Here is a 26,231-nt window from a genome sequence, read left to right as displayed (position 1 = left end):
AGGCCCCAGGAGGGCCCCAGTTTTCCACAAGTTGTCCACAGTGTTATCCACAGGAAAAGCCCGGTTATCCACAGGGTTATCCACAGGTTATCCACAGGGGTCATACCAAGGCCTCCTTAAGCCGGCGGAGGAGGCTTTGCACCTCCCGGTCGCTCTCCGAGAGTTCCTGGATTTTCTGGATGGCGTAGAGGACCGTGGTGTGGTCCCGTCCGCCGAAGAGCTGGCCGATTTCCGGCAGGGAGGAGCGGGTGAGCTCCCGCACCAGGTACATGGCGATCTGCCGCGGGAGGACCACCTCCTTCCGCCTGCCGCCCCCCAGGAGGTCTTCGGGGCGGAGGGCGAAGTGCTCCGCCACCTTGCGCACGATCTCCTCTGGGGCCACCGCCACCTCCCGGGGGGCGAAGATCTCGGAAAGGGCCTTGGCGGCCACGGCCCGGGTGAGCTCCACCCCGTTTAGGGAGGCGTAGGCGATGGCCCGCATGAGGGCCCCTTCCAGTTCCCGGATGTTGGAGGTCACCTGGCGGGCGATGTACTCCAAGACCTCCTCGCTCACCCGTAGGCCCCGTTGCTCGGCGTTCATCTTCAGGATGGCGATACGGGTTTCCAGGTCGGGGGGTTGGATGTCCGTGATGAGGCCCCACTCAAACCGGCTCCGCAGGCGGGCCTCGAGGGTGAGGATGTCCTTGGGGGGGCGGTCGGAGGACAGGATGATCTGCTTGTGGGCCTCGTAAAGGGCGTTGAAGGTGTGGAAGAACTCCTCCTGCGTGCGCTCCTTGCCGGCGATGAACTGGATGTCGTCCACCAAAAGGAGGTCCACGGAGCGGTAGCGCTCCCGGAACTCCGTCATCCGGTCCTCGCGGATGGCGTTGATGAGCTCGTTGGTGAAGGTTTCCGTGGAAACGTATTCAATCTTCAGGTGGGGGAAGCGCTTGGCCACGGAGTGGCCCACGGCGTGCATCAGGTGGGTCTTCCCCAGGCCCACGCCCCCGTAGATGAAAAGGGGGTTGTAGGCCCGCCCGGGGGACTCGGCCACCGCCACCGCCGCCGCATGGGCCATGGAGTTGTTGGGCCCCACCACGAAGTTCTCAAAGGTGTACTTGGGGTTTAGCTTGGGTTGGACGGGTTCGGGAGAGGGGGCGGCCTGGAAGATGTCCTCTTGCACCGGGGTTCCCGGTACCACCTTGAGCTCAAACCGGGGGGCCTGGGCCCCCAGGAGGCTTAGGCCCTCCTGGATGAGCTCGGCGTAGTGCCGCCGGATCCAGTCCATGGCGAAGGAGGTGGGCACCGCCAATTCCAAGACCCCGTCCCGGATGCCCAGGGGGCGGATCCGCTCAAACCAGGTGTGGTACTCCACCTCGGTGATGTTGCGGCGGATGTGCTCCAGGACGTGTTGCCAAACGGCCTCGTGGGTCAAGGCTACCCCCCAGCGTTCCGAGGGTACATTCTACGCCAGGGCCTGGGCTAAAGTGGAGGGCAGGATGGGGTACGACGTGGTGGTGGTGGGTGGGGGGCACGCCGGCCTCGAGGCCGCCTGGGCCGCGGCGGCCTTGGGGGTGCGGGTGGCCCTGGTCACCGTGAACCCGGAGCGCATCGGCACCATGCCCTGCAACCCCGCCGTGGGGGGGCCGGGCAAGAGCCAGTTGGTGGCGGAGGTGGTGGCCCTGGGAGGGCTCATGGGCCGGGCGGCGGACGCCACGGCCATCCACACCCGCACGCTTAACCGCTCCAAGGGGCCTGCGGTGCAAAGCCTTAGGGTCCAGGTGGACCGGGACCTGTACGCCCTTAAGGCGCAGGAGATCCTGGCCGAAAGGCCCATAGAGGTCCTGAGGGGAGAGGTGGCGGCCCTCTGGGTGGAGGGGGGGAGGCTCCTTGGGGTGCGCACCGTGGACGGCCGGGGCATCCCCGCCAAGGCGGTGGTGGTGGCAGGGGGTACCTTTCTGGGCGGGGTGGTCTGGTACGGGCGGCGCTCCCGGCCTGCGGGCAGGCAGGGCGAGCCCCCAGCCCGCTTCCTCTCCCAAAGCCTAAAGGCCGTGGGCCACACCCTCCGCCGCTTCAAGACGGGGACCCCCCCCAGGATCCGGGCGGACTCCGTGGATTTTGAGCGTCTGGAGGTGGTCCCCCCCGAGGTGCCGCCCGGGAGCTTCACGGGAAACCCAGGGCCCCACGCCGCTAGGCTTCCCACCTGGCAGACCCGCACCACGGACAAGACCCACCGGCTCATCCGGGAAAACCTCCACCTCTCCCCCCTCTACGCCGGGGACATCGTGGGGATCGGCCCCCGGTACTGCCCCTCCATAGAGGACAAGGTGGTGCGCTTCGCCGACAAGGAAAGCCACCTCCTCTTCGTGGAGCCCGATGGCCTCGCCACCAGCGAGGTCTACCTCCAGGGGTTTTCCTCTAGCCTTCCCCCCGAGCTCCAGGAGGAGATGGTGCGAAGCCTCCCCGGGTTTGAGGGGGCGGTGATCCAGCGCTACGCCTACGCCGTGGAGTACGACAGCCTGGACCCCACGGAGCTTACCCGGGGCCTCCAGTCCCGCTTCCTCCCCGGGCTTTTCGCCGCGGGCCAGGTGAACGGCACCTCGGGCTACGAGGAGGCGGCGGCCCAAGGGCTTTTGGCGGGGCTCAACGCCGCCCGGTACGCCCTGGGCCTTCCCGAGGTGCACCTCCCGCGGGAAAGCGGCTACATCGGCGTCCTGGTGGATGACCTGGTGGGCCGGGGCACGGACGAGCCCTACCGGATGATGACCTCCCGGGTGGAGCTCCGCCTCCTCTGCCGGGCGGACAACGCCGACGAGCGCCTCACCCCCTTGGCGGTGGCTTGGGGCCTGAGGCCCAGGGAGGACCTCGCCCGGGTGGAGGCCAAGTACCGGCGGGTGGCGGAGGAGCTAAAGCGCCTGGAGGCCTTGCGGATAGATGGGGTAAGCGGCCTCCAGTGGCTCAGGCGGCCGGAGAACACCTACGAAGCCCTGGCGGAGCGCTTCCCGCCCCCCTCTCCCCTGACGCCGGAGGAGGCCTACCAGGTGGAGGTGCGGGCCAAGTATGCGGGCTACATTGAACGGCAGGAGAGGCTAAGGGAGAAGATGCGGGACCTCGAGGCCCACCCCATCCCCGAGGGCCTGGACTTCCCCAAGGTGCCGGGGCTTTCCCGGGAGGCGGTGGAGAAGCTTTCCCGCCTCCGTCCCCGCACCCTGGCCGAGGCCGCCCGGGTGCCGGGGATCCGCGACTCCGACCTCACCGCCCTCCTCGTCCACCTGCGGAGGCTCGCCTGATGTTTCCCGTGAAACAAGGGGGTGGGTGGTGGGCCTGAGCCCGGAGGGCGTGCGGCTTCTCCTGGAAGGGGGGGAGGCCTTGGGCTTGGACCTAAGCCCCCACGTGCCCGCCTTCTCCCGCCTCTACGACCTGTTGCTGGAGGGGAACCGCCGCGCCAACCTCACCGCCTTGCGCACCGAGGGCGAGGTGGTGGTGAAGCACTTCCTGGACTCCCTCACCCTCCTTGTCCTGCCCCTTTGGGAGGGGCCCTTGCGGGTCCTGGACCTGGGCACGGGGGCGGGGTTTCCCGGCCTGCCCCTGAAGATCGTGCGTCCCGAGTTGGAGATCGTCCTCCTGGACGCCACCAGGAAGAAGGTGGACTTCGTGGCGGAGGCGGTGGCCGCCCTAGGGCTAAAGGGGGCCAAGGCCCTTTGGGGAAGGGCGGAGGTCCTGGCCCACGAGCCTGCCCACCGGGAGGCCTACCACCGGGTGGTGGCCCGGGCCGTGGCCCCTATGTGCGTGTTGGCGGAACTGGGCCTTCCCTTCCTCGCCCTGGAGGGGGCCATGGTGGCCCAGAAGGGGCCCAGGGTGGCGGAGGAGCTAGAACCCCTCCCCAAAGCCCTTTCCACCTTGGGCGGGCGCCTGGGGGAGGTGCGGCGCCTTGCCCTCCCTGGGGGGGAGGAGCGGTGCCTGGTGGTCCTCCACAAGGAGGCCCCCACCCCGCCCCGCTACCCCCGGCGTCCCGGCGTTCCCGAGAAGCATCCTTTATGCTAAGGGCCAAGGTGCGGCGGATCGCCTTGGTCAACCAGAAGGGGGGCGTGGGGAAGACCACCACCGCCATCAACCTGGCCGCCTACCTGGCCCGCATGGGCAGGCGGGTGCTCCTGGTGGACCTGGACCCTCAGGGCAACGCCACGAGCGGCCTGGGGGTGCGGGCGGAGCGGGGCGTCTACCACCTCCTCCAGGGAGAAGCCTTGGCGGAACTGGTGAAGGAGGTGGACGGCTTCCACCTCCTTCCCGCCACCCCCGAGCTGGTGGGGGCCACGGTGGAGCTCGCCGAGGCGCCCACGGCCCTAAGGGAGGTCCTGGAGGACCAGGCCTACGAGTTCACCCTCCTGGACGTTCCCCCAAGCCTTTCCCCCATCACCCTGAACGCCCTGGCGGCGGCGGAGGGGGTGGTGGTGCCGGTGCAGGCGGAGTACTACGCCCTGGAGGGGGTGGCGGGGCTTCTCGCCACCTTGGACGAGGTGCGGAGCCGCCTCAACCCCTCCTTGCGCCTCCTGGGCATCCTCATCACCATGTACGATGGCCGCACCCTGCTTTCCCAACAGGTGGAGGCCCAACTAAGGGCCCACTTCGGGGAGAAGGTGTTCTGGACGGTGGTCCCCCGCAACGTGCGCCTGGCGGAAGCCCCTAGCTTCGGCCGCACCATCGCCCAGCACGCCCCCACCTCCCCCGGGGCCCACGCCTACCGCCGCCTGGCCGAGGAGGTGATCGCCCGTGTCCAAGAAGGCTAGCGGCTTAGGGAAGGGCCTCGAGGCCCTCCTGCCCAAGTCCTCAGGAAGCGCCGTGCGCCTTCCTTTAACCGCCATCCGCCCCAACCCCCAACAGCCAAGGCGCCGCTTTTCCGAGGAAAGCCTAGCGGAGCTCGCCGCCTCCATCCGGGAAAAAGGCCTCCTCCAGCCCCTCCTGGTGCGGCCCAAGGGGGACGGGTACGAGCTCGTGGCCGGGGAAAGGCGGTACCGGGCGGCCCTCTTGGCGGGGCTCACCGAGGTGCCCGCCCTGGTGCGGGACCTCACGGACCAAGAGGCCCTGGAGCTCGCCCTGGTGGAAAACCTGCAACGGGAGGACCTCACCCCCTTGGAGGAGGCCCGGGGCTACCAGGCCCTTTTGGGCATGGGCCTCACCCAGGAGGAGGTGGCCAAGCGGGTGGGGAAGGCCCGCTCCACCGTGGCCAACGCCCTTAGGCTCCTCCAGCTCCCCGAGGAGGTCCTGGCGGCCTTGGAGGAGGGGCGGATCACCGCAGGCCACGCCCGGGCCCTCCTGATGCTGGAGCCCGAGGACCGGCTTTGGGGGCTTAGGGAGATTTTGGAGAAGGGGCTTTCCGTGCGCCAGGCGGAGGCCCTGCGGGAGCGGCTTGCCCGGGAGCGGAAAACCCCCGAGCCTTCCCCCTTGGCCTTGGAGCTTTCCCGGCACCTGGGCCTGCCCGTGCGGGTGGTGGGGGGGAAGCGGGGCAAGGTGGTGATCCACTACCGCTCCCCGGAAGAGCTCGCCGCCCTTTTGGAGCGGCTCGGCTACCAGGCGTAGCCGAAAAGGACCCGCACGGCCCCATCCCGGTCGGTGCGGAAGACCTGGACCCCGTGCGCCCGAAGCCGCTTTAGGACCTCGAGGTGGGGGTGGCCAAAGGGGTTTTGGCCCACGCCGACCAGGGCCACCTTGGGCTTGGCCCGGGAAAGCAGGGTTTCGGAGGTGCCCGTGCGGGAGCCGTGGTGGCTCACCTTGAGGACGTCCACCGGGTCCACCCCCAGTTCCCGTTCCACCTCCGCCGGAAGGTCGGCGAGGAGGAGGGCCCGGCCCAGGCCGAAGTCCAGGAGGAGGGCGAGGCCGTCCTGGTTGTCCTCCCCGCTCAGGCGGGCGGGCCAGAGGACCCGGACCTCCCCCTTTCCCACCCGGAAACGGCTACCCGCTCCCGGGTAGAGGGTGGGCACGCCCCGCGCCTTCAGGGCCTGGACCAGGGGGTGGTCCTGGGGGAAGGCGGGGGAGAGGAGGGCGAGGCCTACGGGGAGCTCGTCCACCACCTGGGGAAGGCTTCCCACGTGGTCGGCGTCGGGATGGGTGGCCACGAGGAGCTCCAAGGCCTCCACCCCCAGGGCGCGGAGGGCCCTGAGAAGCTTTTCCGCCTGCTCGGCCCGCCCGCCGTCCACCAGGACCTCCGCCCCGCCCATGCGGGCGAGGAGGGCGTCCCCCTGGCCCACGTCCAGGAGGTGGAGGTCTAAGGGCTTGGGCCAGGCGGCGAGGAGGCTTGCCAGGACGGGGAAGGAGGCGAGGAGGAGCGCCTTGCGCCCCGGCATCCGGCCGTGGAGGGCGAGGAGGAGGGGCGAAAGCCCCAGGTAGTAGAGGGCGAAGCCCAAGGGGGAAACCTCCCCCCAGCGCAAGAGGGGGCCCTTGGCCCCTATCTGGGCGAGGTAGAGAAGGGCCTGCCCTAAGGGCTCCATCAAGGGAGCGAGGAGCCCCCCTAGGAAGAGCTTGAGGAAGCCCAAGGGGACCAGGAGGGCCACCAGGGGAAGGGCAAGGAGGTTGGTGAGGGGGGAGAGGAGGGGCAGGAAGCCGAAGCGGTGGAGGAGGAGGGGGACGAGGAAGGCTTGGGCGGCCAGGGAGGCTGCCAGGGCCAAGGCCACATAGCCTCGAGGCCCCGAAGGCCGCCCCAGGGCGGGGAGGACCAGGGCCAGGCCCAGGACCGCCAGGTAGGAGAGTTGCAGGCCTAGGCTTAGGAGGGCGTGGGGGGCGAGGAGGAGCTGGAGGAAGAGGGCCAGGCCCAGGGCCTGGAGCACCCCGGCCCTCCCTAGGCCGAGGAAAAGCCCCAGGAGGGAGAGGCCCGCCATGAGGCTAGCCCGCACCAGGGAGGGGCTTGGCCCGGCGAGCCAGAGGTAAAAGGGCAGGAGGAGAAGGGCCAGGAGGTACCGCCACCGCCCCAAGGGGAGGAGGAGGACCGTTCCCAAGAGAAAACCCACGTGGAGGCCCGAAAGGGCGAGGAGGTGGGCGAGGCCCGCCTTCTGAAACCCTTCGTAGGCCGCCTCGAGGCCCCGCTTGTCCCCCAGGACGAGGCCCTCGGCGAGCTCCGCCACGGGCGGGGAGAGCCCCTGGACGAGCCGCCTTCGCCAGGCCTCCCGGGGGTCGGGCAGGGGGCTTAGCGCCTCTTGCCGTTCCACGTGAAACACCCCCCGCACGCCCAAGCCATGGAGCCAGCCCCTTTGGTCAAACCCTCCGGGGTTGCGCTTGTCCTCCGGCGGGGCGATGTACCCAACGAGGCGGTAAACCCCGTCGGCGAGGGGCGGGTAGTGGCGCACGTAGAGGCGGTACCCCTCGGCGGAGGCGAAGCCGCCCCGCACGGCAAAGGTCCCCTCTAGCCTCGTCCCGTAGGGGGGCTCGGGGAGGGGGAAGAGGAGCCCCCGGAGGAGCACCAGGGCGAGCCCCGCTGCCAGGGGCAGGCGGAAGAGGGGGAGGAGGGGAAGGGCGAGGAGGAGGGTCCAAGGATGAAGAAGCCCTAAGGCGCCCAAGACCCCGCCTAGGCCAAGCCCCAGGCCCAAGCCTCCCCTAGGGGCGGACATAGGGCCTCAAGCGTTCCAGGGTGGCGGGGCCGATGCCCTTCACCTTGAGGAGATCCTCCACCCGCTCGTAGGGCCTGCCTGCCGCGATGCGGCGGGCCAGGACCGGGCCCACGCCGGGGAGGGACTCCAGCTCCTCGAGGCTCGCCCGGTTGAGGCTAATGGGTTCGGGCGGTGGTGGGGTGAAGGCGGCCTGAACGTAGGTTTCCACCCGCACCGCCTTGGGGCTTGGGACCACCTTGGGCCAGAGGCTGAGGAGGGCCAAGAGGGCTACCGCGAGGAGGTAGCCAAGGACCACTCCGTCAAGGCGAGACCGAGCCCTCCGAGCACCACCCCGGCCAAGGCCCAAGGGTCGGCCCCGGGGTTTAGCGCCACGAAGGCCACGGTATAGCCCAGGGTGAGGAGGGCGAGGACCCGCAGGGGCAGGGCCAAAGGGGTGGCCCGCCTCCTCGGCGCCGCTAGGGAAGGGGTTTCCTTGGGCTCTTCGGGTTCTGGGGCGAGCTCCACGGAGGCCCGTTTGGGGGGTGCCTCCTCTTCCCAAAGGGCGGGTTTTGGGGGTTCAGGAGGGGGGCTGGGCTCGGGGGGTTTGGGCGGCGTAGGGGGTGGGGCGCTCGTGGCCTTGCGGGCCCGGGCCACGTGGGGCTTTAGCCCCTCCAAAAAGGCCTTAAGGTCTTCCAAGGGGAAGGCCTTCAAGGGAATGGGCAGGGAAGCTTCCTCCCCCTGGACCAAGAGGGTGCCCTCCTCCCCCCGGCCCACCCGGCGGATGCGGGCGAGTTCCAAGCGCTTCACGCCCCCTTCGTCCACGAAAACCAGGTGCGTTTCGGTGACCGCCAGGAAACCTCCCGGCCCCTCGAGGCGGGCCAGGGCCTTTTCGCCCAGGCGGGAAAAGGCTTCTTCATACTTGCCCATGGCCCCATTGTATACTCCCCCCGTGCCCTTGCGTTTAGGCCACCGCGGCGCCCCCCACCTTGCCCGGGAGAACACGCTAGAGGCCTTTCGGAAAGCCTTGGAGGCGGGGCTGGATGGGTTTGAGCTGGACGTCCAGTTCACCCGGGACGGGGTCTTGGTGGTCCACCACGACTTCTCCTTGGACGGGGTCCCCTTGGCCCAGCTTAGCCGGCGGGAGCTGCCCGCCTATGTGCCCACCCTGGAAGAGGTCCTGCGGGCCTTTCCCGGGGCCTGGATCAACGTGGAGCTAAAAAGCCTTCCCCCTGAAACCGATGGCCGGGAGGAGGCCCTGGCCAGGCTCCTCGCCCGCTATCCCTCGGGGAGGCTTTGGGTGAGTTCCTTTGACCCCTTGGCCCTGGTGCGCCTAAGGCGTCTTGGGGTGGGCCCCTTGGGCCTCCTCTATGAGCGGGAGGAGGCGGAGGCCCTGGCCCCTTGCCTGGGGGTGGAATGGCTCCACCCCGAGGCCTCCCTCCTCACCGAGGAGAGGGTGCGGGCGCTCAAGGGCCGTTACCGCCTCCTCGCGTGGACGGTGAACGAACGCTCCCGGGCCCAGGCCCTGGCCCGCTGGGGGGTGGACGCCCTGGTGGGGGACTTCCCCGAGGCCCTCGTATAATGGGGGGGCTATGGCGAACCTGAAGACCCTCCCCGTGGGCGAGAAGGCGCCGGAAGTGGTGAACATGGTCATTGAGGTTCCCCGCGGCTCCGGGAACAAGTACGAGTACGACCCCGAACTTGGGGTCATCAAGCTGGACCGGGTCCTACCGGGCGCCCAGTTCTACCCCGGGGACTACGGCTTCATCCCCTCCACCCTGGCCGAGGACGGGGACCCCTTGGACGGCCTCGTCCTCTCCACCTACCCCCTCTTGCCCGGGGTGGTGGTGGAGGTGCGGGTGGTGGGCCTCCTCCTCATGGAGGACGAGAAGGGGGGAGACGCCAAGGTTATCGGGGTGGTGGCGGAGGACCAGCGGCTAGACCATATCCAGGACATCGCCGACGTTCCCGAGGGGGTAAAGCAGGAGATCCAGCACTTCTTTGAAACCTACAAGGCCCTCGAGGCCAAGAAGGGCAAGTGGGTCAAGGTCACGGGCTGGCGCGACCGGGCCGCCGCCCTGGAGGAGGTTAAGGCCTGCATCGCCCGCTACGGGAAGTAAGCCTCCCACGCCCTTTCCGCCCGGCCCCCGGGGCCGGGCCTTTTGCGGCATAGAATGGCCCTAGGAGGGGTTTATGGTCTGCCCGGTGTGCGGGGAAACCCTGGACCTAGAGGGGTACGAGGCGGGGGATCTTTTGGACTGCGAGGCCTACGGGGCCGTTTTGCGCCTCCTTTCCGACGGCACCCTGGAGGTGGTGGAGCTTCCAGAGGAGGAGAAGGAGCCCCTTTGGGGTCTTTCCGCCTACGGCGAGGGGGAGGAGGCGGTCTTGGTCTTTTCCGATGGCACCTTGGAGGAAGAGGTGCGGGTGCCCAAGGCGGCGCTTGGGGATGCCCTCCGCCGCCTGGAGGAAGGGGTGGGGGAAGAGCCCCCGAAGGAGGCGGAGGACGAGCCCAACCTGGAGCCCGATTACCTCACGGTCCACCTGGAGAGCGACCAGGGCGTCTTGGCCCTAAGAAGGGTGGTCTTCCCCGGAGCCCAGGACCTCCTGGAGTTCACCCTTCCCTCGGGCTCGGTCTACGAGCTCCCCTTCCGCCAGGTCCTGGCCCTTCTGAGGCCCATCCTCCTCTAGCGTGCGCCTCGTCCTCGTTCCCACCCCCATCGGCAACCTGGAGGACATCACCCTCCGGGCCCTAAGGGTGCTGAAGGAAGCGGAGGTGGTGGCCTGCGAGGACACGCGGCGCACGGGGCTCCTCCTCCGCCACTACGGCATCCCCACCCCCACCCTGAGGCTAGACCAGCACACCCTGGGCCGGGCCAAGGACCTCCTAGCCCCTTATACCTACGTGGCCTACGCCACGGACGCCGGCACCCCGGGCATCTCCGACCCCGGGGCGGAGCTGGTGCGCCTGGCCTTAGAATGGGGCTGGCGGGTGGAAGCGCTTCCGGGCCCCACCGCCCTCATCCCCGCCTTGGTGGCCTCGGGCCTGCCCACCCACCGCTTCACCTTTGAGGGCTTCCTGCCCAAGGCGGGGAAGGAGCGCAAGGAGAGGCTTTTAGCCCTAGCCCGGGAAGGGAGGACGGCGGTGCTTTACGAAAGCCCCCATCGCCTGGCCAAGACCCTCCAGGACCTCGTGGAGGTCTATGGCCCCGGGCACCCCGTGGCCGTGGCCCGGGAGCTTTCCAAGGTGCACGAGGAGATCTTCCGGGGAACCTTGAGGGAGGCCCTGGAGCGCTTCCGGGAGCCTAGGGGGGAGTTCGTCCTGGTCCTCGGGCCCAAGGCGGGCCCGCCGCCCATGGGGGAGGCCTTGGCGCGGGAGCTCCGGGCGGAGGGGCTTAAGGGGAAGGCCCTGTTCCAGGCCCTTCGGGAGCGGGGGGTTCCCCGGAACGAGGCCTACCGGCTTTCCATGGAGGAGGTGGAGGAGGGATGAGGCGCATCGGGGTTTTCACCAGCGGGGGGGACGCCCCCGGCATGAACGCCGCCATCCGGGCGGTGGTGCGGCAGGCCTACGCCTTGGGGATTGAGGTCATCGGCATCCGGCGGGGCTACGCCGGGATGATCCTAGGGGAGATGGTGCCCTTGGGGGTGCGGGACGTGGCCAACATCCTGCAACGGGGGGGGACCATCCTCCTCACGGCCAGGAGCCAGGAGTTCCTCGCCCCTGAGGGCCGGGCCAAGGCGGCGAGGAAGCTTCTGGAGGCGGGGATTGAGGGCCTGGTGGCCATTGGGGGGGATGGCACCTTCCGCGGGGCCATGCGGCTCATGGAGGAGCACCGCATCCCCGTGGTGGGGGTGCCCGGCACCATTGACAACGACCTCTACGGCACGGACTACACCATCGGCTTTGACACCGCCGTGAACACCGCCCTCGAGGCCATTGACCGCATCCGCGACACGGCGGCGAGCCACGAGCGGGTCTTCTTCATAGAGGTCATGGGGCGGAACGCCGGCTTCATCGCCTTGGACGTGGGCCTGGCGGGGGGTGCGGAGGTCATCGCCGTGCCCGAGGAGCCCGTGGACCCGAGGGCCATCGCCGAGGGGCTTCTGGAGTCCCAGCGGCGGGGCAAGTCCAGTTCCATCGTGGTGGTGGCCGAGGGGGCTTACCCTGGAGGGGCGGCGGGGCTTCTTGCCGCCATCCGGGAGCACGTGGCCGTGGAGGCCCGGGTCACGGTCCTCGGCCACATCCAGCGGGGCGGGAGCCCCACGGCCAAGGACCGGATCCTGGCAAGCCGCCTGGGGGCGGCGGCGGTGGAGGCCCTGGCCGCCGGGACGAGCGGGGTCATGGTGGGGGAGGTGGAGGGGGAGGTGGAGCTCACCCCCCTCAAGGAGGCGGTGGAAAGGCGCAAGGACATCAACCGCTCGCTACTTTCCCTTTCCCGGGTGCTGGCCCTCTAGGGCCAGGGCCTTGCGGAGCCAGGGGGTGCTCCAGGCCAGGCGGAAGGCCTCCCGGGCGAAGGGGCTTTGCGCCACCCCTTGGTAGATGGGGGTGGGGAGGGTGGCGGCGGGGTAGCGGAGGGTTCCCGCCCCTGTCCTTTCCCAGGGGTAGCCCGTCCAGAGGCTTAGGGCGAGGAAGAGGCCCAAAAGAAACCCCCCGAGCGTGCCCAAAAGGGCCTCGAGGCCCCGGGAGAGGCGGGGCAGGGGTAGGCTCTTGCCCAATAGCCCCGCCCCCAGGCCCAGGGCCAAGGCCACCCCCCACCCCGAAAGCCCCAGTTGGGCGAGGAGGACGTAAAGCGCCAGGCCCGCCCCCATGAAGCCCATCACCACCCCACCCCGGAAGCCCAAGGCCAGGCCCAAGGCCAGGCTGAAAAGGGCCAGGAGGTCCACCCAGGTGAGCATGGATAGAGTCTACCCCCTTATCTCCCAGCCCCGCTCCCGCACCGCCTGGAAGACCTGGGCCATGGCCTGGTCCACTTCCTCGTCGGTGAGGGTGCGTTCGGGGTGGCGGAAGCGCAGGTGGAAGGCCAGGCTCTTGGTGCCGGGCTTGAGGGGCGGCCCCTGGTAGAGGTCAAAGAGGGCGAGGCTTTCCAAATAGGGCCCCGCCGCTTCTAAAAGGGCCCGCTCCACCTCTAGGTAAGGGGTGGCCTCGGGCACCACCACCGCCAGGTCCCGCAGGGCCAAGGGGTAGCGGGAAGGGTCTTGGAAGCGGAAGGCCTTCTCGGGAAGGGGCAGGCGGAGCTCAAAGACCCAGGCCCGGGGAAGCTCCAGCTCCTTTAGCACCTCAGGGTGGACCTCTCCCAGAAAGCCCCGCTCCTCCCCCTGCAAAAGGAGGCGGCCCGAGACCCCAGGATGGAGGAAGGGGTAGGGGTGGGCCTCCACCTCCGCCCTTAGACCCAGCCGGGCGAAAAAGGCTTCCAAAAGCCCCTTGAGGAGGGGGTAGCCGGAAAGCCTTTCCCCAAAAGGAAGCCCCACCCCGTCGCCAAAGAGGAGGCCCGCCAGGTGGGTTTCCTCCCGCACCAAAGCCCCTTCCACCCCGTAGACCCGGCCCACCTCAAAGAGGAGGGCCCTTTCCGGCTTGTCCAGGGCCAGGTTCTCCTTCAGGACCTTGAGAAGGCCGGGGAAGAGGTGGGTGCGCAGGGCGGCCTTCTCCGGGCTCAGGGGGTTTAGGAGCCGCAAAGGGGGTGGGGGAAGGCGGAAGCGGGGGGCCTCCTCGGGGTCAAAAAAGCTATAGGTGTAGACCTCCTGGAAGCCGAGCCCCGCCAAAAGCTCCCGCAGGCGGCGTTCCCTTTGGTAGGGCCTGCCCACCCCCCGGTTGTCGGGGGCGGGGAAGAAGGCGGGGAGGGAAAGGGGGATGGTCTCGTACCCCTGGATCCGGGCTACCTCCTCCACCAGGTCCTCCTCGAGGGTGAGGTCCAGCCTGCGGCTTGGCGGCGTCACCCGGTAGGGGCCTTCCCCCTCCACCCGGCAGCCCAGGCGCCTCAGGATGGCGAGCTGCTCCGCCTCCGGATAGGCGGTGCCCAGGAGGCGGTTGGCGTAGTCCGGGCGGAAGGGGATGGGTTTGGGGGGCGTGGGGTTTCCCGCCTCGAGGATCCTCTCCGCCACCCTGGCCCCCGCCAGGGCCTGGAGGAGGCTTAGGGCCCGCTTTTGGGCGGGAAGCTGCCCCAAGGGGTCCACCCCCCGCTCAAAGCGGTGGCTGGCCTCGGTGCGAAGCCCATGGCGCCGGGCGGTCTTGCGGATGGAAACGGGGTCAAACCGGGCCACCTCTAAGGCGATGGCCTCCGTGTCCGCCCGCACCTCGCTTTCCGCCCCGCCCATGACCCCGGCAAGGCCCAAGGGGAAGCTCTCCTCCCCCCGGTAGCCGGCGATGACGAGGTCCTCGGGGTGGAGGGTCCTTGCCACCCCGTCCAGGGTGCGAAGCCTCTCCCCGGGCCTTGCCCGCCGCACCAGGATGCCCTCGCCAAGGAAGCGCAGGTCAAAGGCGTGCATGGGCTGGGCCCTTTCCAGCATCACGTAGTTGGTCACGTCCACCACGTTGCTGATGGGCCGCATCCCCGCGGCGAAAAGGGCCCGTTGGAGCCAAAGGGGGCTTGGGCCCACCTGGAGCCCAAAGGCGTAGCCCAGGGTGAAGTGGGGGGCGCCTTCCGGGTCCTCCACCCTAAGCCCGAAGGGGAGGGGCACGGCCTCCGCCTTCAGGTCCGCCTTGGGCTCCTCCAGGGCGTAGCCCAGGGCGTGGAGGTCGTAGGCCAGGCCCAGAAGCCCCAGGGCGTCGGGGCGGTTGGGGGTGACCTCGAGGTCCAACACCACCTCCTCGGGCCAGGCCTCCGCCAAGGGGGTGCCGGGGGGGAGGGCCTCCCAGGGGAACTCCAAAAGCCCCCCGCCGTACTCCCCCACCCCGAGCTCCTTGGGGGAGAGGGCCATGCCGAAGGAGACCACCCCCTGGATGCTCCTTTCCCCGATCCGCATCCCCCCAAGCTCGGTGCCGGGAAGGGCCAGGGCCACGCCGATGCCCTGCCGGGCGTTTTCCGCCCCCGAGACCACCTCCACCACCCTCCCCGCATCCAGCACCAGGCGCTTGAGCCCCGTGCCGGGGATGGGGCTTGCCTCCAGCACCCGGGCGAAGACCACGCCCTTGGGGATGGAGAAGATGCGCTCTATCCGGTCCGTCTCAAACCCAAGCCCCGCTAAGCGCTCCTCCAGGACCTCGGGGCTTTCCAGCTCGGGCACGTATTCCTTAAGCCAGGAGAAGGGCACCCTCATAGAACCCCCCTAAACTGCTCCAGGAACTTAAGCCTTCCCCCGAAGAAGTAGCGGATATCCGGGATGCCGAAGCGGAGCATGGCGAGCCTTTCCACGCCCAGGCCAAAGGCGAAGCCCGTGACCCCCTGGTAGGCCGGGGGGAGGCCCAGGCGCTCCCTGTAGGCGTCCACCGCCTGGAAGACCTTGGGGTGGACCATCCCCGCCCCCCCAAGCTCCAGCCACTTCCCCCCTTCCGGCCACCAGACGGCGAACTGGGCCCCGGGCTCCACGAAGGGGAAGTAGACGGGTTGGAAGCGCACCCGGGCCTCAGGGCCGAAGAGGGCCTGGGCGAGCTCTAGGATGGCCCCCTTCAGGTGGGCCATGGCGATGCCCTCCCCCACCACGAGCCCCTCCAGCTGGTGGAAGACCGCCTCGTGGGTGGCGTCCGTCTGTTCAAAGCGGAAGACCCGCCCGGGCACCACGATGCGGAAGGGGGGGGTGTGGGCCACCATGTAGCGCACCTGCATGGGGGAGGTGTGGGTGCGGAGAAGAAGCCTCCCCTCCGCCTCCTCCCCCAAGGGGCCCGGCACCCGGTAGCTCCCTTCCAGCCAGAAGGTGTCCCACATGTCCCGCGCTGGGTGGTGCTCGGGGATGTTCAGGGCGTCAAAGTTGAAAAGCTCGCTCTCCACCTCGGGGCCCTCCACCGCCTCGTAGCCCAGGGCCTGGAAGATGCCCACGAGCTCCCGCTCCATCAGGGTGATGGGGTGGAGCCCCCCGGGGAAAAGCCGCACCCCCGGCAGGGAGACGTCTTGCCTCTCCCGCTCCAAAGCCTCCCTTAGGGCGGCTTCCTCTAGCGCTTTTGCCCGTTCCTCTAGCGCTTTCTCCAGGGCTTCCTTGAGGGCGTTGAGCTCCTGCCCCCGCCTTTTCCTTTCCTCTAGGGGGAGGTGGGCCAGGGCCTTCATGGCCTCGGTGAGGAGGCCTTTTTTGCCCAGGTACCGGGCTTTCAGGGTTTTTAGGGCCTCGAGGTCCTCTGCCTCGCGGATGGCGGCCAGGGCTTCTTCCAGCTCCCGCATCCCCTAGAGGATACCCCGAAAGCCCCTAGAGGGAGGCGGCGAGCCTTTGGAAGAGGGCCGGGGCCTCGGGGGCCTCGCCCCCGTCCCGCCAGGCGAAGCGGAGGTCCTTTAGGGGGCCTTCCCCGACCCCCATGCCCCGGGGGAAGAGGGGGCGAAGGTCCAAGGGCCCCGCTTCCTCCCCGCCAAAGGCTTCCTGGAAGCGGGCCACCTCCTTCTCGTGGCCGAAGTGGTAGGCGTAAAGCCACCAGGCCTCGCCCTCCTTTAGGGCGAAGAGGAAGCGGGGGGAAGGGGAAAGGGCGGGGAACTCCCCTAAAAAGGGGCGGCGGAGGAACAGGGAGGCCCGCCCCGGCCTTAGGCGGAAGACCACCTCCAAGGCCTCCCCTAGGAGGCCGAAGCTTCCCACGAAGGGGCGCACCAGGTCGTACCCCTGGACGTTTTTCACCACCACCCCCCCGGCCCGCACCACCCGGCCCTTGGGGGTGCGGAAGGTGAGGCCCAGGACCTCGGCGGGGAAGAAGAAGTTCTGGGCGAAGCCCCCCCGGGCCACGAGCCCTCCCACCCCCCCGGGGAGCTCCACCGGGGGAAAGGGGGGGTAAAGGCCCGTGCCCTCGAGGGCTTCGTGGACGGCGAGGAGGCCTACCCCCGCCTCGGCCACCAGGTACTGGTCGGCGGCGTGGAGCTTCATGAGGCTATGGTGCCAATTCTCCGCATCCACGTCCAGGGTTTTGGAAGGCGGGCCTTGCGCAGGGAAGCGGCTTGGAGGCCAAGGCCCCTTTGCTAGGCTAAGGGCATGCGCGGGCTTTTGGCGAGGCTTCTCCTGAACACCTTGGCCCTTTGGCTCGCGACCCTCGTTTACCCGGGGGTCCGGTTTGACCCTGGGGCGGGGCTTTTGGACTACCTGGTGGCGGGGGCCATCTGGGGGCTCGCCAACGCCCTCCTAAGGCCCATCCTCCTCTTCCTCACCCTGCCCCTCAACCTCCTCACCCTAGGGCTTTTCACCTTGGTGGTGAACGGGGCCGTGCTCTACTTGGTGGCGGAGGCCACGGCGCTTTCCGTGAAGGGCTTCGGCGAGGCGGTGGTGGGCGCTTTGCTCCTCTCCCTGGTAAGCCTCGTCCTCAACTGGCTCTTTCGGGACTAGCGGTTTTCCATCACGTAGCGGGAGAGCTCCCCGATGAGCACCTCCTGCTCGCTGATGATGGCCTTGACCACGTCCCCGATGGACACCACCCCCACCACCTTGCCCCCCTCCACCACGGGCAGGTGGCGCACCCGGTGCTCGGTCATGAGGCGCATGGCCTGGGACAAGTCCGCTTCCGGGGCGATGGTGACGGGGTTTGGCGTCATCACCTCCCCCACCCGGGTGTCCTTGGAGAAGCGGCCCAGGAGAACCAGCTTGCGGGCGTAGTCCCGCTCGGAGAAGATGCCCAAAAGCTTTTCCCCTTCCATGACCAGAAGGGCACCGATATCGTGCTCGGCGAGCTTTCTTAGGGCCTCCAGCACCGTGGCCTCGGGGTGGATGGCGTAGACCTCGCTCCCCTTACGGAGCAACACCTGGCGTACCGTCATGGGACCCCCTTTCCCTTTAGGGGTCCATTATACCAAGGGACCCTACCCCTTATCGCACGGTGAGGACCGGGCCCACGGCGTGGCGCACCACGTACTCCGCCGTGCTCCCCAGCACGAGCCGCCGCACCGGGGCTCCCAGGGCCAACAGGTCCTCCGGGCCCTGGAGGGAAAGGAGGTGCTCCGCCGGGTCGCCGGAAAAGGCCAAGGCCTCGGCGGGGATGCCCTGGTCCTTGAGGTAGGTTTCGGCCTCGAGGGCCCAGGCCGAGGCCTGCACCGGGTCGTCGTGCACGCTCACCACCCGCACGGCAAGCCCCAGGGGCTTGGCCAACTGGGCCAGGGTGTGCAGGGCGCGCACGGCGCTTTCCGATGCGTTGTAGCCCAAAAGGGCCCCCGTGAGCTCCACGTAGTCCACGGGGGCCAAAAGCACCGGGGTGGGGGAAGCCCTCAGCACCCGGTCCACGGTGCTCCCTAGGCCAGCGAAGCTTCCCCCGTGGGCCTCCCCGCTCCGCCCGAGGACGAGGAGATCGGCGGTGCGGGCGTGGCGGAGGATGGCTTCGTGGGGAAGCCCGGTTTCCATAAGGGTTTCCACGGGGATACCCGCCTCCTGGGCGCTTTGGGCCAGGCGGGCGAGGAGGGCCTCCCCTTTGGCAGTGAGGGCCTTTTCCAACTCCTCCCGGTAAACGGGCACGGGGATGGTGAGGGCGCCGAAGTCCAAAAGCTCCGGCACCCGCACGAGCCGCACATCCCGCACGAAGAGGATCACCAGCTTGGCACCGAGCTTGTAGCCAAGCCACTCCGCCAGCACCTCCGCTCCCCGGGCCTGGGGGGAGCCATCCGTGGCCAAGAGGATTCTCATAAAGCCATCTTACGCTTCCTGGGGCCTCACCCCCCGCACCCTCCGGGCGAGCTCCCAGGCGGGCAGGAGGAGGGCCCCCAAGGCCAAAAGGACGGGCATCACCCCAAAGCGCTCAATCAGGTGGCCGATGGGGGCGTAAAAAAGCCCGGCGAAGCCCCAGGTGAAACCCATGAGAAGGCCGGAAACCGTGGCGGTCTGGGTGGGCTCTAGCTCCTGGGCCAAGGCCACGGCCACGGGGATGCCGGCGTTCATCAGGGCCCCCGTGAGGGCGAGGAGCACCAGGTAGAGGGGGTTTTCCGGGGGCAAAAGGAGAAGGGCTAGGTAGAGGGGAAGGCCAACGCTCAGGGTGCCGGTGAGCACCGCCTTGCGCCCGAAGCGGTCGGAAAGCGTACCGCCCAAAAAGGCCCCTAGAGTGGCGGAAAAGCTATAGACCGAAAGGCTAAAGGCGGTGTAGGCATCGGAGAGGCCCCTTTGGGCGTACCAGTAGGGCAAGGTGGTGGAAAAGCTCATGAAGACCAGGCTCCGCAAGGTGGCCATGCCCCAAAGCCGGGCCACATCCCCCCGGAAGACCCGGAGGAAGTCCTTTAGCCCCGCGGGCTTTCCCCTCTGCCGCACCGGGGGGAGGCGGAGGAGGAAAAGGGCGGGAAGAAGGGCCAAGGGGGTGAGGAGGATGAGCCCTTTCAGCCCCCAGGCCCCCACGGCGAAAAGGGCCACCAGGGGCCCTAGGGAAAGCCCCAGGTACCCGGCGGAGCCGAAGAAGGAAAGCCAAAAGCCCCGCCTGTGGGCCGGGGCGAACTCCCCCACGAGGCTCGCCCCCGAGGCGTGGAACAGGGCCGAACCCAGCCCCGCAAGGCCCAGGACGAGGAGGAGGGCCTCAAACCTAGGCCAAAGCCCCAAGGAGCCCATCCCCAAGGCCACCAACACCGGGCCCAAGGCGGCGAGGAGCCTCCGGTCCACCCGGTCGGCCACCAGGCCGGCGAAGGGCTGCAGGAGGCTTCCCGTGAGGGAGTAGACGGAAACGAGAAGCCCCGCCGTGCCCAGGCCCACCCCGAAATGGGCCATGAGCTTGGGCAAAAGGGGGGTGAGGAAGTTGGAGAAGAGGTCGTTTACCGTGTGAAGCCAGGCGAGGAGGAGGGGCAACACCCCTCCATCCTAAACCCGTTTCTCACGGGAGGTGTGCTAAAATCCCTTCGTGCTACGGGCTTTCCGGGGTGGAAAAAGAAAAATGGCGCGCCCGAGAGGACTCGAACCTCTGACCTTCGGCTCCGGAGGCCGACGCTCTATCCAGCTGAGCTACGGGCGCACTCAGCGGGAGCTATCCTAGCACGCTAAGGAGGAGGCGGTCAAGTGTTTGGCATCAACAAACGGATCATCACCATCCTCTTCGGTCTACTGGCCTTGGCCTTCGCCGTGGGGGCCATCCTCCTCTTCACCCCTCAGGCGGGGCAGCAGGTGCGGGGCAAGCCTGTGCTATGGGTGAACGGGAAGGCGGTTTACGAGCTGGACCTCCTGAGGCTCCAGGGGAACGACCCCCTCTACGCCGCCAACCCAGAGGGGCTTTTGAAGACCCTGGTGGACACCCACTTCCTGGAACAGGTGATCTTCACCGAAGCCCTGAAGCAGGACGCCGCCCGCATCCGCGTGGGGAGCGCCGAGGTGCGCAAGGAGGTGGACCGCATCCGGGAGCAGTACGGCCTGAAGGAGAAGAAGGCCTACGAGCAGTTCCTCAACCAGATCGGCTTCACCGATGCGCAGCTTAGGGGAGAGATCAAGACGCAACTCCAGATCCAAAAGCGCCTGGAGCAGGTCCGGGCCAGCGCCAAGCCCACCCCGGAGGAGGTGCGCTTCTACTTTGAGGTCCACCAGGAAAGCTACAAGGGCGAGCCCCGGGTAAAGGCGCGGCAGATCGTGGTGGACGAGAAGAAGCTGGCGGAGGAGGTCGCCGCCAAGGCCAAGGCCGGGGAGGACTTCGCCGCCTTGGCCAAGCAGTACTCCAAGGTGGGGGCGGAGCAGGGGGGCGCCTTGGGGGCAGGCCCTGGGGAAACGGAGCCCAAGCCCGTGACCAAGGTGGTCTTTCCCGAGAAGGTGGCCGAGGCGGTCTTCGCCCTCAAGGGTCCGGGTCTGGTGGGGCCCATAGAGGCCGGGGGGCGCTACTACCTGGTCAAAGTAGAGGAGTACCTCCCCGCCAAGGCCCCGAGCTTTGAGGAGGTCAAGGACCAGGTGGAGAAGGATGCAGCCCAGGCCAAAGGGAACGGGGCCCTCGAGGCCTACCTGGAAGAGCTTCGCAAGAAGGCCCAGGTGCGCTTCGCCGAGGACAGCCCCTACGCCTACGAAAACCCCGTGGTGGCCAAGGTGAACGGGCAGGAGATCCTCCTCTCCCAGGTGCTCCAGCCCGTCTTCTCCAACCAGCAGACCGCCGCCCTCATCCAGCAGGGCCTGGGGGAGCTGGCGGTGCAGTTCTTCCTGCCCCAGACCCTGGAAAGCCTCATTGACCGGGAACTCCTGGTGGAGGAGGCCAAGAAAAGCGGCAAGCCCTTCATCGGCAGCAAGGACGAGGTCGCCCAGGCCTACGTGCTCTACGCCACCCGGGACGTGACCGCCACCGAGGAGGAGGCCCGTCGCTACTACGCCGAAAACCCCGCCCTCTTCACCGTGCCCGCCAGCGCCGAGGTGATAGGGGTGGTCTTCAAGAGCGAGGCCAAGGCCAAGGCCTTCCGCGAGGCCGCCTTGAGGGGCGGGGACCTGCAGGCCCTGGCCAAGGCCCAGGAGGGAACGGTGACGGAGTACGGCACCGTGAACCCCAACCAGCTCCCCGCCATCCTGGACCGCTTGGTCTTCAAGGTGAAGGAAACCTTCCCCGAGGGGCCTTTGGGCGAGGTGAGCGAGGTGGTAAAGCTGGAGGACGGCACCTTCGCCGTGCTCCTCATCAAGAACCGCCAAGCCGAGGTCCTGAAGCCCTACGCCCAGGTGGCGGAGGAGGCCCTCGAGGGGGTGATCGCCAGAAAGCGGCAGGCCAAGGCCCAGGCGCTTATCCAGGACCTCAGGAAGAAGGCCCAGATAGAGAACCGCCTGAGCCAGGTCCTGGCCGAACTCACCCCCAAAACGGAGGAAAAGCCCAAGGAGGCTCCGCAGGAAACCCCCGCTAAGCCCTAGGCCCTGGGGGCGGTCCTGGGGGGAGGCCTCGAGCCTCCCCCTTTAAGATGGGGCCATGGATCTTGTCCAACTCCTCACCCTGTATTACGAGGAAACCCCCGACCCGCAAGACCCCCTAAAGCGGGTGGCCTTCGGCACCAGCGGCCACCGGGGGAGTAGCCTCAAGGGCACCTTCACCGAGGCCCACGTCCTGGCCATCGCCCAGGCCATCGCCGACCTCAGGGCCTCCTTTGGGGCCACGGGGCCCCTTTTCCTGGCCAAGGACACCCACGCCCTTTCCACCCCCGCCTGGGCCACGGCCCTGGAGGTCTTCGCCGCCAACGGGGTGGAGGTGTTCGTGGAGGTGGGGGAGGGGTATACCCCCACGCCCCTCGTTTCCTTAGCCATCCTGGAGCACAACGCCCGCCACGAGGCCAAGGCGGACGGGGTCCTCCTCACCCCAAGCCACAACCCCCCCGAGGACGGGGGCTTCAAGTACAACCCCCCCACGGGCGGCCCCGCCGACACCCGCATCACCAAGGCCATTGAGGCCCGGGCCAACGCCCTTTTGGCGGAGGGGCTTAAAGGGGTGAAGCGGATCCCCCTCAAAGCGGCCAAGGAAAGGGCCAAGCCCTTTGACTTCGCCGGCCTCTACGTGGAGAAGGTGAAGGAGGCGGTGGACCTCGAGGCCATCCGGGAAAGCGGCCTAAGGATCGGGGTGGACCCCCTGGGCGGGGCAAGCCTCAAGGTATGGGAACGCCTGGCGGAGGCCTACCGCCTGAACCTAGAGGTGGTGAACCCCACCCTGGACCCCACCTTCCGCTTCATGCCGCCCGACCACGACGGCAAGATCCGCATGGACTGCTCCAGCCCTTACGCCATGGCGGGGCTTTTGGCGCTGAAGGAGCGGTTTGACCTGGCCATCGGCAACGACCCTGACGCCGACCGCCACGGCATCGTCACGCCCCGGGGCCTCATGAACCCCAACCACTACCTGGCGGCCGCCGTCCACCACCTCTACACCACCCGCACTTGGCCAGGGGCCAAGGTGGGCAAGACCGCCGTGACCAGCGCCCTTCTGGACCGGGTGGCCCAAGCCTTGGGCCGCGAGGTCTACGAAACGCCCGTGGGCTTTAAGTACTTCGTGGAAGGGCTTCTTTCTGGGTGGCTCGGCTTTGGCGGGGAGGAAAGCGCCGGGGCGAGCTTCCTGCGCTTTGACGGGAGGCCCTTCTCCACGGACAAGGACGGGATCCTCCTCGGGCTTCTTGCCGCCGAGCTCCAGGCCAAACGGGGCGAGGCCCCAGACCGCCTTTACGAGGCCCTCGCCGAGGCCTTGGGCCGGCCCCATTACGCCCGCAAGGACTTCCCCATCGCCCCGGAGGCCAAGGCCCGTCTGGCCCAGCTTTCCCCGGAGGAGATCCAGGACAAAGAGCTCGCCGGGGAGCCCATCCTCCAGGTGCTCACCCGCGCCCCCGGAAACGGGGAGCCCCTGGGGGGCCTAAAGGTGGTCACCCAAAGCGCCTGGTTCGCCGTAAGGCCGAGCGGCACCGAGGACGTGGCCAAGGTCTACGCCGAAAGCTTCCAGGGAGAAGCCCACCTGGAAGCGGTGCTCCAAGCCGCCTTGGAACTCCTAGAGCGGGCCTTGGCCTAGCCCTTCACCGCTCCCGCCGTGAGCCCCGCCACGATGCGCCCTTGGAAGATGAGGACCAGGACCACCAGGGGCACCGTGACCACCACACTGGCCGCCATGATGGAGCCCCAGGGGATTTCAAAGGGCGTGGCCCCGCCGAAGCTGGCGATGGCAGGGGGCACGGTCTTCACCGCATCCCCCACGGTGAAGGTGAGGGCGAAGAGGTACTCGTTCCAGGCGGCGATGAAGGCCAACAATCCCGTGGTCACCAGTCCGGGCCCGGTGAGGGGGAGCATCACCCGAAGGAGGGTCTGCAAGGGGGTAGCCCCGTCCACGTAGGCCGCCTCCTCCAGCTCCCTGGGAAGCCCCCGGAAGTAGCCTACCAGCACCCACACCGTGAAGGGCAGGGTGAAGAGGAGGTAGGTGAGGATGAGGCCCAGGTGGGTGTTGAAAAGCCCGGTTTGCCTTAGGAGCATGAAAAGCCCCCCCAGGACCGAGATCTGGGGAAACATGGTCATGGCGAGGACGATGTAAAGCACGGCGTTTTTGGGGGGGAAAGGGAGCCGGCCCAAGGCGTAGGCGGCCAGCACCCCAAGCACCAAGGAGAGCAGGGTAGCCCCTCCGGCCACGATGAGGGAGTTTAGGAGGTTGCGGCCAAAGTTGGCCTGGAGGAAGACGTTTTTGTAGTGCTCCAGGGTGAAGGGAAGGGGCAAGAAGCTCGGATCGGGTGAAAAGAGGGCATCCGAGGGCTTGAAGCTGGAAATCACCGCCCAGTAGAAGGGGAAGACGCTGTAGACCACGATGAAGACCACCAGGAGGTAGAAAAGCCCCCGGTTCGCCACGCGCCAAAGGGCTTTCATTTGAGGGCCTCCCTTCCTAAGGTGCGCATGTAGAGGAGGACGAAGGCGAAGATGAGCGCCAAAATGGCCACGCTGATGGCCGAGCCGTAGCCCAGGTCTTGGAAGTCAATGAGGGTCTGGCGGTTGTAGACGGCCAAGGAACGGGTGGCAGGGTTCGCCCCGCTCATGACGAAGATCACGTCAAAGACCCGGAGGGCATCCAGGGTGCGGAAGATGAGGGCCACCACCAGGGCGGGGGTGAGGAGGGGCAGGGTGATGGTCCAGAACTGCTGCCAACGGGTGGCCCCGTCAATGCTGGCCGCCTCGTAGAGCTCCTCGGGAATAAGCTGGAGCCCGGCCAGGAGGAGAAGGGCCATGAAGGGTGTGGTCTTCCACACGTCCACGGCGATGATGGAGGGGAGGATGAGCTCGGGACGGGCCAGAAAGGCCACCTTCTGCGAGAGGAGGCCGAGCTTGACCCCCAAGACGTTGATGACCCCGTAGACGTCGTGGAGCATCCACTGCCACATCTTGGCGGAAACCACCGTGGGGATGGCCCAGGGGATGAGGATGGCGGCGCGCACCAGGCCCCGGCCCCTAAAGTTGGAGTGGATGACCAAGGCGATGGCCAATCCCAGGATGGTTTCCAGGCTCACGGATATTAGGGTGAACTTCAGCGTGTTCCAAAGGGCCTGGCGGAAATCCGGGTCCTGGAGGAGGAAAACGTAGTTTTCCAAGCCCACGAACTCCGGGGGCTCCACGAAGGCGATGTCGGCCTTGAAAAAGGACCAGTAGAAGACCTGGGCCAGGGGATAGCCCGCCACCAGGACCACTACCAAAAGGGTGGGGAGGACCAGGAGCCAGGCCAGGCGGACCTGCCTTTGGGTAAGCATGGCTTTAGGGTAAACCCGGGGGGCTTACCGCCCCCCGGGAAAGGGGCTTCCTACCGCAGGATGCGGCGCAGGCGGGCCTCGAGGTCCCGCACCGCCGCCTCGCCCGTCTTACGGCCGGTGAGGGCGCTGTGCACCTCGGTCCAGATGGCCTCGGAAACCTGGTTGTACTTGGCCCCGGCCACGTCGGAGGGACGGGAGACGGCGTTTTGGAAGACGGGCAGGAGGTTCCGGAACCACGGGTTCTTGGCCAAAACGTCCTTATCCGTGTAGAGGGCGGGCCGGGTGGGCAGGCGGGAAAGGCGCACGGCGTTGTCCTTCTGCACCTCGTAGGAGGCCAGGTACTTGACCAGGTCAGCGGCCTCCTTGGGGTAGCGGCTGTAGGCGGAAACCATGAGCTGCCATCCGCCCAGGGTGGCGGCGTTGGGGGCGTCGGCGGCGCCCTTGGGCAACACGGTCACGGCGAACTTGCCCCGGATGGGGCTCCCTTCCGCCTGGCCCAGGGCGTAGGCGTAGGGCCAGTTGCGCATGAAGAGGGCGTTGCCCTGCTGCCAGACGTTCCTGGCCTCCTCCTCGGCGTAGGAGGTGACGCCCTGGGGGGCGATGGTGCCCACGTAACGGCGGACCGTGTTCAGGGCCAAAGCGGCCCGGCCGTTATTTACGCTGATGGTGCCATCGGGCTCTACGATGCGCCCGCCCTTGTGGGAGTAGATCCATTCCAGGGCGTCGCAGGTGAGGCCCTCGTAGGGCTTGCCCTGGAAGACGAAGCCCCAGAAGTCCCGGTTGCCCGCCCTGCGCTCGCCTTCCATGACCTTCTGGGCCATCTGCTCCAGCTCGGCCCAGGTACGGGGCGGGTTCTGGAAGCCGTACTTCTGGAGGAGGTCGGTGCGGTAGTAAAGGATGCCGGCGTCGGTGAAGAAGGGGATGGAGGTGAGCTTGCCCCGGATGGTGTTGTTCTGGACGATGCGGGGGAAGAACTCCTTAAGCTCGGCTTCGCTAAAGTACTGCTTCAGGTCCAGGGCGTGGGGGGCCACGATGCCCGGCCAGATGACGTCAATCATGTAGACGTCCACATCGGGGCTTTTGGCCGCCCAGTACTGCTGGTAGAGGGCCAGGCGGTCGTTGGTGTCCGCGGGGGAGTCAATGTACTCCACCCGGGTGCCCGTCTTCTTCCCCCAGGCCTCCACCATCTCCTTCATCCAGCGGCCGCCCTCCCCCACGGCGGTGGAATCGCCCGCCACCCGGATGATGGGCCCCGCTTGGGCCCGCACCACGGACGGGCCCAACACCAAGCTCACCGCTAAACCCACGCCCGCCTTCTGGAGAAACTCCCTGCGCCTCATATGGAACCTCCTATGGAAGCTTTTCCAAGCAGATTTTACCCCTTGGTTCCTGGGCCGTCAACCATCCTGAAGTGCTGCCCCAAATTTGGACCACCCCAAGAGAGAGGCCAAGGGGTGTA

Annotated in this window: 26 protein-coding genes and 1 tRNA gene; 12 read left to right on the top strand and 15 right to left on the bottom strand. The window is 68.0% G+C overall.

The features are described 5' to 3' along the window. Positions 1 to 100: 100 nt before the first annotated feature. Complete coding sequence (dnaA, locus tag L0C60_RS07105; RefSeq protein WP_234506905.1) at positions 101 to 1,414, bottom strand: chromosomal replication initiator protein DnaA; 1,314 nt, start codon at positions 1,412 to 1,414, stop codon at positions 101 to 103. Between dnaA and mnmG the strand changes: the two genes are divergently transcribed. From mnmG to L0C60_RS07085, 4 genes are read left to right on the top strand one after another with little or no spacing between them, the layout of a single operon-like run. Continuing rightward, entirely contained in the window at positions 1,311 to 3,269 is a 1,959-nt protein-coding gene (mnmG, locus tag L0C60_RS07100; RefSeq protein ID WP_341474658.1) for a tRNA uridine-5-carboxymethylaminomethyl(34) synthesis enzyme MnmG, read from the top strand. The two genes, dnaA and mnmG, sit on opposite strands and share 104 nt — an antisense overlap. A 28-nt stretch (positions 3,270 to 3,297) precedes the next feature. Beyond that, the gene (gene rsmG / locus L0C60_RS07095; RefSeq protein WP_243092636.1) at positions 3,298 to 4,023 is read left to right on the top strand and encodes a 16S rRNA (guanine(527)-N(7))-methyltransferase RsmG; all 726 of its coding nucleotides are present in this window, start codon (positions 3,298 to 3,300) and stop codon (positions 4,021 to 4,023) included. Beyond that, positions 4,017 to 4,766 (top strand): chromosome-partitioning ATPase Soj, encoded by a 750-nt coding sequence (soj, locus tag L0C60_RS07090; RefSeq protein WP_234506909.1) that lies wholly within the window; start codon positions 4,017 to 4,019, stop codon positions 4,764 to 4,766. The genes rsmG and soj overlap by 7 nt, the downstream gene beginning before the upstream one ends. Continuing rightward, on the top strand, positions 4,750 to 5,556 hold the full coding sequence (locus L0C60_RS07085) for a ParB/RepB/Spo0J family partition protein (protein ID WP_234506911.1): 807 nt from the start codon (positions 4,750 to 4,752) through the stop codon (positions 5,554 to 5,556). The genes soj and L0C60_RS07085 overlap by 17 nt, the downstream gene beginning before the upstream one ends. On the opposite strand, the gene L0C60_RS07080 is transcribed toward L0C60_RS07085, so the two are convergent. The 3 genes from L0C60_RS07080 to L0C60_RS07070 are packed head-to-tail and all read right to left on the bottom strand — an operon-like array spanning position 5,544 to position 8,483. Beyond that, entirely contained in the window at positions 5,544 to 7,577 is a 2,034-nt protein-coding gene (locus tag L0C60_RS07080; RefSeq protein ID WP_234506913.1) for a DNA internalization-related competence protein ComEC/Rec2, read from the bottom strand. The genes L0C60_RS07085 and L0C60_RS07080 overlap by 13 nt on opposite strands. Continuing rightward, positions 7,564 to 7,872 carry a ComEA family DNA-binding protein gene (locus L0C60_RS07075; protein WP_234506915.1) on the bottom strand — a complete coding sequence of 103 codons (309 nt, stop codon included), beginning with the start codon at positions 7,870 to 7,872 and terminating at the stop codon, positions 7,564 to 7,566. The genes L0C60_RS07080 and L0C60_RS07075 overlap by 14 nt, the downstream gene beginning before the upstream one ends. Next, the gene (locus L0C60_RS07070) at positions 7,845 to 8,483 is read right to left on the bottom strand and encodes a YcxB family protein (protein WP_234506917.1); all 639 of its coding nucleotides are present in this window, start codon (positions 8,481 to 8,483) and stop codon (positions 7,845 to 7,847) included. The genes L0C60_RS07075 and L0C60_RS07070 overlap by 28 nt, the downstream gene beginning before the upstream one ends. Before the next feature lie 22 nt (positions 8,484 to 8,505). Between L0C60_RS07070 and L0C60_RS07065 the strand changes: the two genes are divergently transcribed. From L0C60_RS07065 to pfkA, 5 genes are all read left to right on the top strand, one after another. Then, positions 8,506 to 9,135, top strand: a complete 630-nt coding sequence (locus L0C60_RS07065) for a glycerophosphodiester phosphodiesterase (RefSeq protein WP_234506919.1) — start codon at positions 8,506 to 8,508, stop codon at positions 9,133 to 9,135. Between the two features lie 10 nt (positions 9,136 to 9,145). Then, positions 9,146 to 9,673 (top strand): inorganic diphosphatase, encoded by a 528-nt coding sequence (locus L0C60_RS07060; protein ID WP_234506921.1) that lies wholly within the window; start codon positions 9,146 to 9,148, stop codon positions 9,671 to 9,673. A gap of 73 nt (positions 9,674 to 9,746) precedes the next feature. Continuing rightward, positions 9,747 to 10,241 (top strand): TFIIB-type zinc ribbon-containing protein, encoded by a 495-nt coding sequence (locus tag L0C60_RS07055; protein ID WP_243092627.1) that lies wholly within the window; start codon positions 9,747 to 9,749, stop codon positions 10,239 to 10,241. A gap of 1 nt (position 10,242) precedes the next feature. Next, complete coding sequence (gene rsmI / locus L0C60_RS07050; RefSeq protein ID WP_234506924.1) at positions 10,243 to 11,040, top strand: 16S rRNA (cytidine(1402)-2'-O)-methyltransferase; 798 nt, start codon at positions 10,243 to 10,245, stop codon at positions 11,038 to 11,040. Continuing rightward, positions 11,037 to 12,005: a 6-phosphofructokinase gene (gene pfkA / locus L0C60_RS07045; RefSeq protein ID WP_234506926.1), complete on the top strand. Its 969-nt coding sequence runs from the start codon at positions 11,037 to 11,039 to the stop codon at positions 12,003 to 12,005. Before rsmI ends, pfkA begins: the two co-directional genes overlap by 4 nt. On the opposite strand, the gene L0C60_RS07040 is transcribed toward pfkA, so the two are convergent. The 4 genes from L0C60_RS07040 to L0C60_RS07025 are packed head-to-tail and all read right to left on the bottom strand — an operon-like array spanning position 11,973 to position 16,541. Next, positions 11,973 to 12,446, bottom strand: coding sequence for a sodium/proton-translocating pyrophosphatase (locus tag L0C60_RS07040; protein WP_234506928.1), 474 nt, complete (start codon positions 12,444 to 12,446; stop codon positions 11,973 to 11,975). The two genes, pfkA and L0C60_RS07040, sit on opposite strands and share 33 nt — an antisense overlap. Positions 12,447 to 12,455: 9 nt before the next feature. Further along, the gene (pheT, locus tag L0C60_RS07035) at positions 12,456 to 14,804 is read right to left on the bottom strand and encodes a phenylalanine--tRNA ligase subunit beta (protein WP_234506930.1); all 2,349 of its coding nucleotides are present in this window, start codon (positions 14,802 to 14,804) and stop codon (positions 12,456 to 12,458) included. Continuing rightward, the gene (gene pheS / locus L0C60_RS07030) at positions 14,801 to 15,856 is read right to left on the bottom strand and encodes a phenylalanine--tRNA ligase subunit alpha (RefSeq protein WP_234506932.1); all 1,056 of its coding nucleotides are present in this window, start codon (positions 15,854 to 15,856) and stop codon (positions 14,801 to 14,803) included. Before pheS ends, pheT begins: the two co-directional genes overlap by 4 nt. A gap of 25 nt (positions 15,857 to 15,881) precedes the next feature. Beyond that, entirely contained in the window at positions 15,882 to 16,541 is a 660-nt protein-coding gene (locus L0C60_RS07025) for a DUF5639 domain-containing protein (protein ID WP_234506934.1), read from the bottom strand. A 105-nt stretch (positions 16,542 to 16,646) separates the two neighbouring features. On the opposite strand from L0C60_RS07025, the gene L0C60_RS07020 reads away from it, so the two are divergent. Beyond that, entirely contained in the window at positions 16,647 to 16,994 is a 348-nt protein-coding gene (locus tag L0C60_RS07020; RefSeq protein WP_234506935.1) for a phage holin family protein, read from the top strand. Here L0C60_RS07020 and L0C60_RS07015 read toward each other — a convergent pair. The 4 genes from L0C60_RS07015 to L0C60_RS07000 all read right to left on the bottom strand — a co-directional run bounded on the left by L0C60_RS07015 (position 16,991) and on the right by L0C60_RS07000 (position 19,581). Then, a complete protein-coding gene (locus tag L0C60_RS07015) occupies positions 16,991 to 17,422 on the bottom strand; it encodes a CBS domain-containing protein (RefSeq protein WP_234506937.1) in 432 nt (143 codons plus the stop codon). The two genes, L0C60_RS07020 and L0C60_RS07015, sit on opposite strands and share 4 nt — an antisense overlap. Positions 17,423 to 17,471: 49 nt before the next feature. Beyond that, positions 17,472 to 18,278 carry a universal stress protein gene (locus L0C60_RS07010; protein WP_234506940.1) on the bottom strand — a complete coding sequence of 269 codons (807 nt, stop codon included), beginning with the start codon at positions 18,276 to 18,278 and terminating at the stop codon, positions 17,472 to 17,474. A 9-nt stretch (positions 18,279 to 18,287) separates the two neighbouring features. Continuing rightward, entirely contained in the window at positions 18,288 to 19,421 is a 1,134-nt protein-coding gene (locus tag L0C60_RS07005; protein ID WP_234506942.1) for an MFS transporter, read from the bottom strand. An 83-nt stretch (positions 19,422 to 19,504) separates the two neighbouring features. Further along, positions 19,505 to 19,581 (bottom strand) — tRNA-Arg (locus L0C60_RS07000). 44 nt (positions 19,582 to 19,625) lie between these two features. Between L0C60_RS07000 and L0C60_RS06995 the strand changes: the two genes are divergently transcribed. Together L0C60_RS06995 and L0C60_RS06990 are read left to right on the top strand one after the other, a co-directional pair. Then, positions 19,626 to 21,431 carry a peptidylprolyl isomerase gene (locus L0C60_RS06995; RefSeq protein ID WP_234506944.1) on the top strand — a complete coding sequence of 602 codons (1,806 nt, stop codon included), beginning with the start codon at positions 19,626 to 19,628 and terminating at the stop codon, positions 21,429 to 21,431. Between the two features lie 55 nt (positions 21,432 to 21,486). After that, entirely contained in the window at positions 21,487 to 23,061 is a 1,575-nt protein-coding gene (locus L0C60_RS06990) for a phosphoglucomutase (protein WP_234506946.1), read from the top strand. On the opposite strand, the gene L0C60_RS06985 is transcribed toward L0C60_RS06990, so the two are convergent. The 3 genes from L0C60_RS06985 to L0C60_RS06975 are packed head-to-tail and all read right to left on the bottom strand — an operon-like array spanning position 23,058 to position 26,112. After that, a complete protein-coding gene (locus L0C60_RS06985; protein WP_234506949.1) occupies positions 23,058 to 23,900 on the bottom strand; it encodes a carbohydrate ABC transporter permease in 843 nt (280 codons plus the stop codon). The genes L0C60_RS06990 and L0C60_RS06985 overlap by 4 nt on opposite strands. Then, positions 23,897 to 24,772: a carbohydrate ABC transporter permease gene (locus L0C60_RS06980; RefSeq protein ID WP_234506951.1), complete on the bottom strand. Its 876-nt coding sequence runs from the start codon at positions 24,770 to 24,772 to the stop codon at positions 23,897 to 23,899. Before L0C60_RS06980 ends, L0C60_RS06985 begins: the two co-directional genes overlap by 4 nt. A gap of 50 nt (positions 24,773 to 24,822) precedes the next feature. Next, a complete protein-coding gene (locus L0C60_RS06975; RefSeq protein ID WP_234506953.1) occupies positions 24,823 to 26,112 on the bottom strand; it encodes an ABC transporter substrate-binding protein in 1,290 nt (429 codons plus the stop codon). Positions 26,113 to 26,231: the final 119 nt, after the last annotated feature.

The organism is Thermus hydrothermalis, from assembly GCF_022760925.1.
Taxonomy (GTDB): Bacteria; Deinococcota; Deinococci; order Deinococcales; family Thermaceae; genus Thermus; species Thermus hydrothermalis.
Note: the sequence above shows the minus strand (reverse complement) of the source record. Positions and strands in the feature narration are given on the sequence as shown.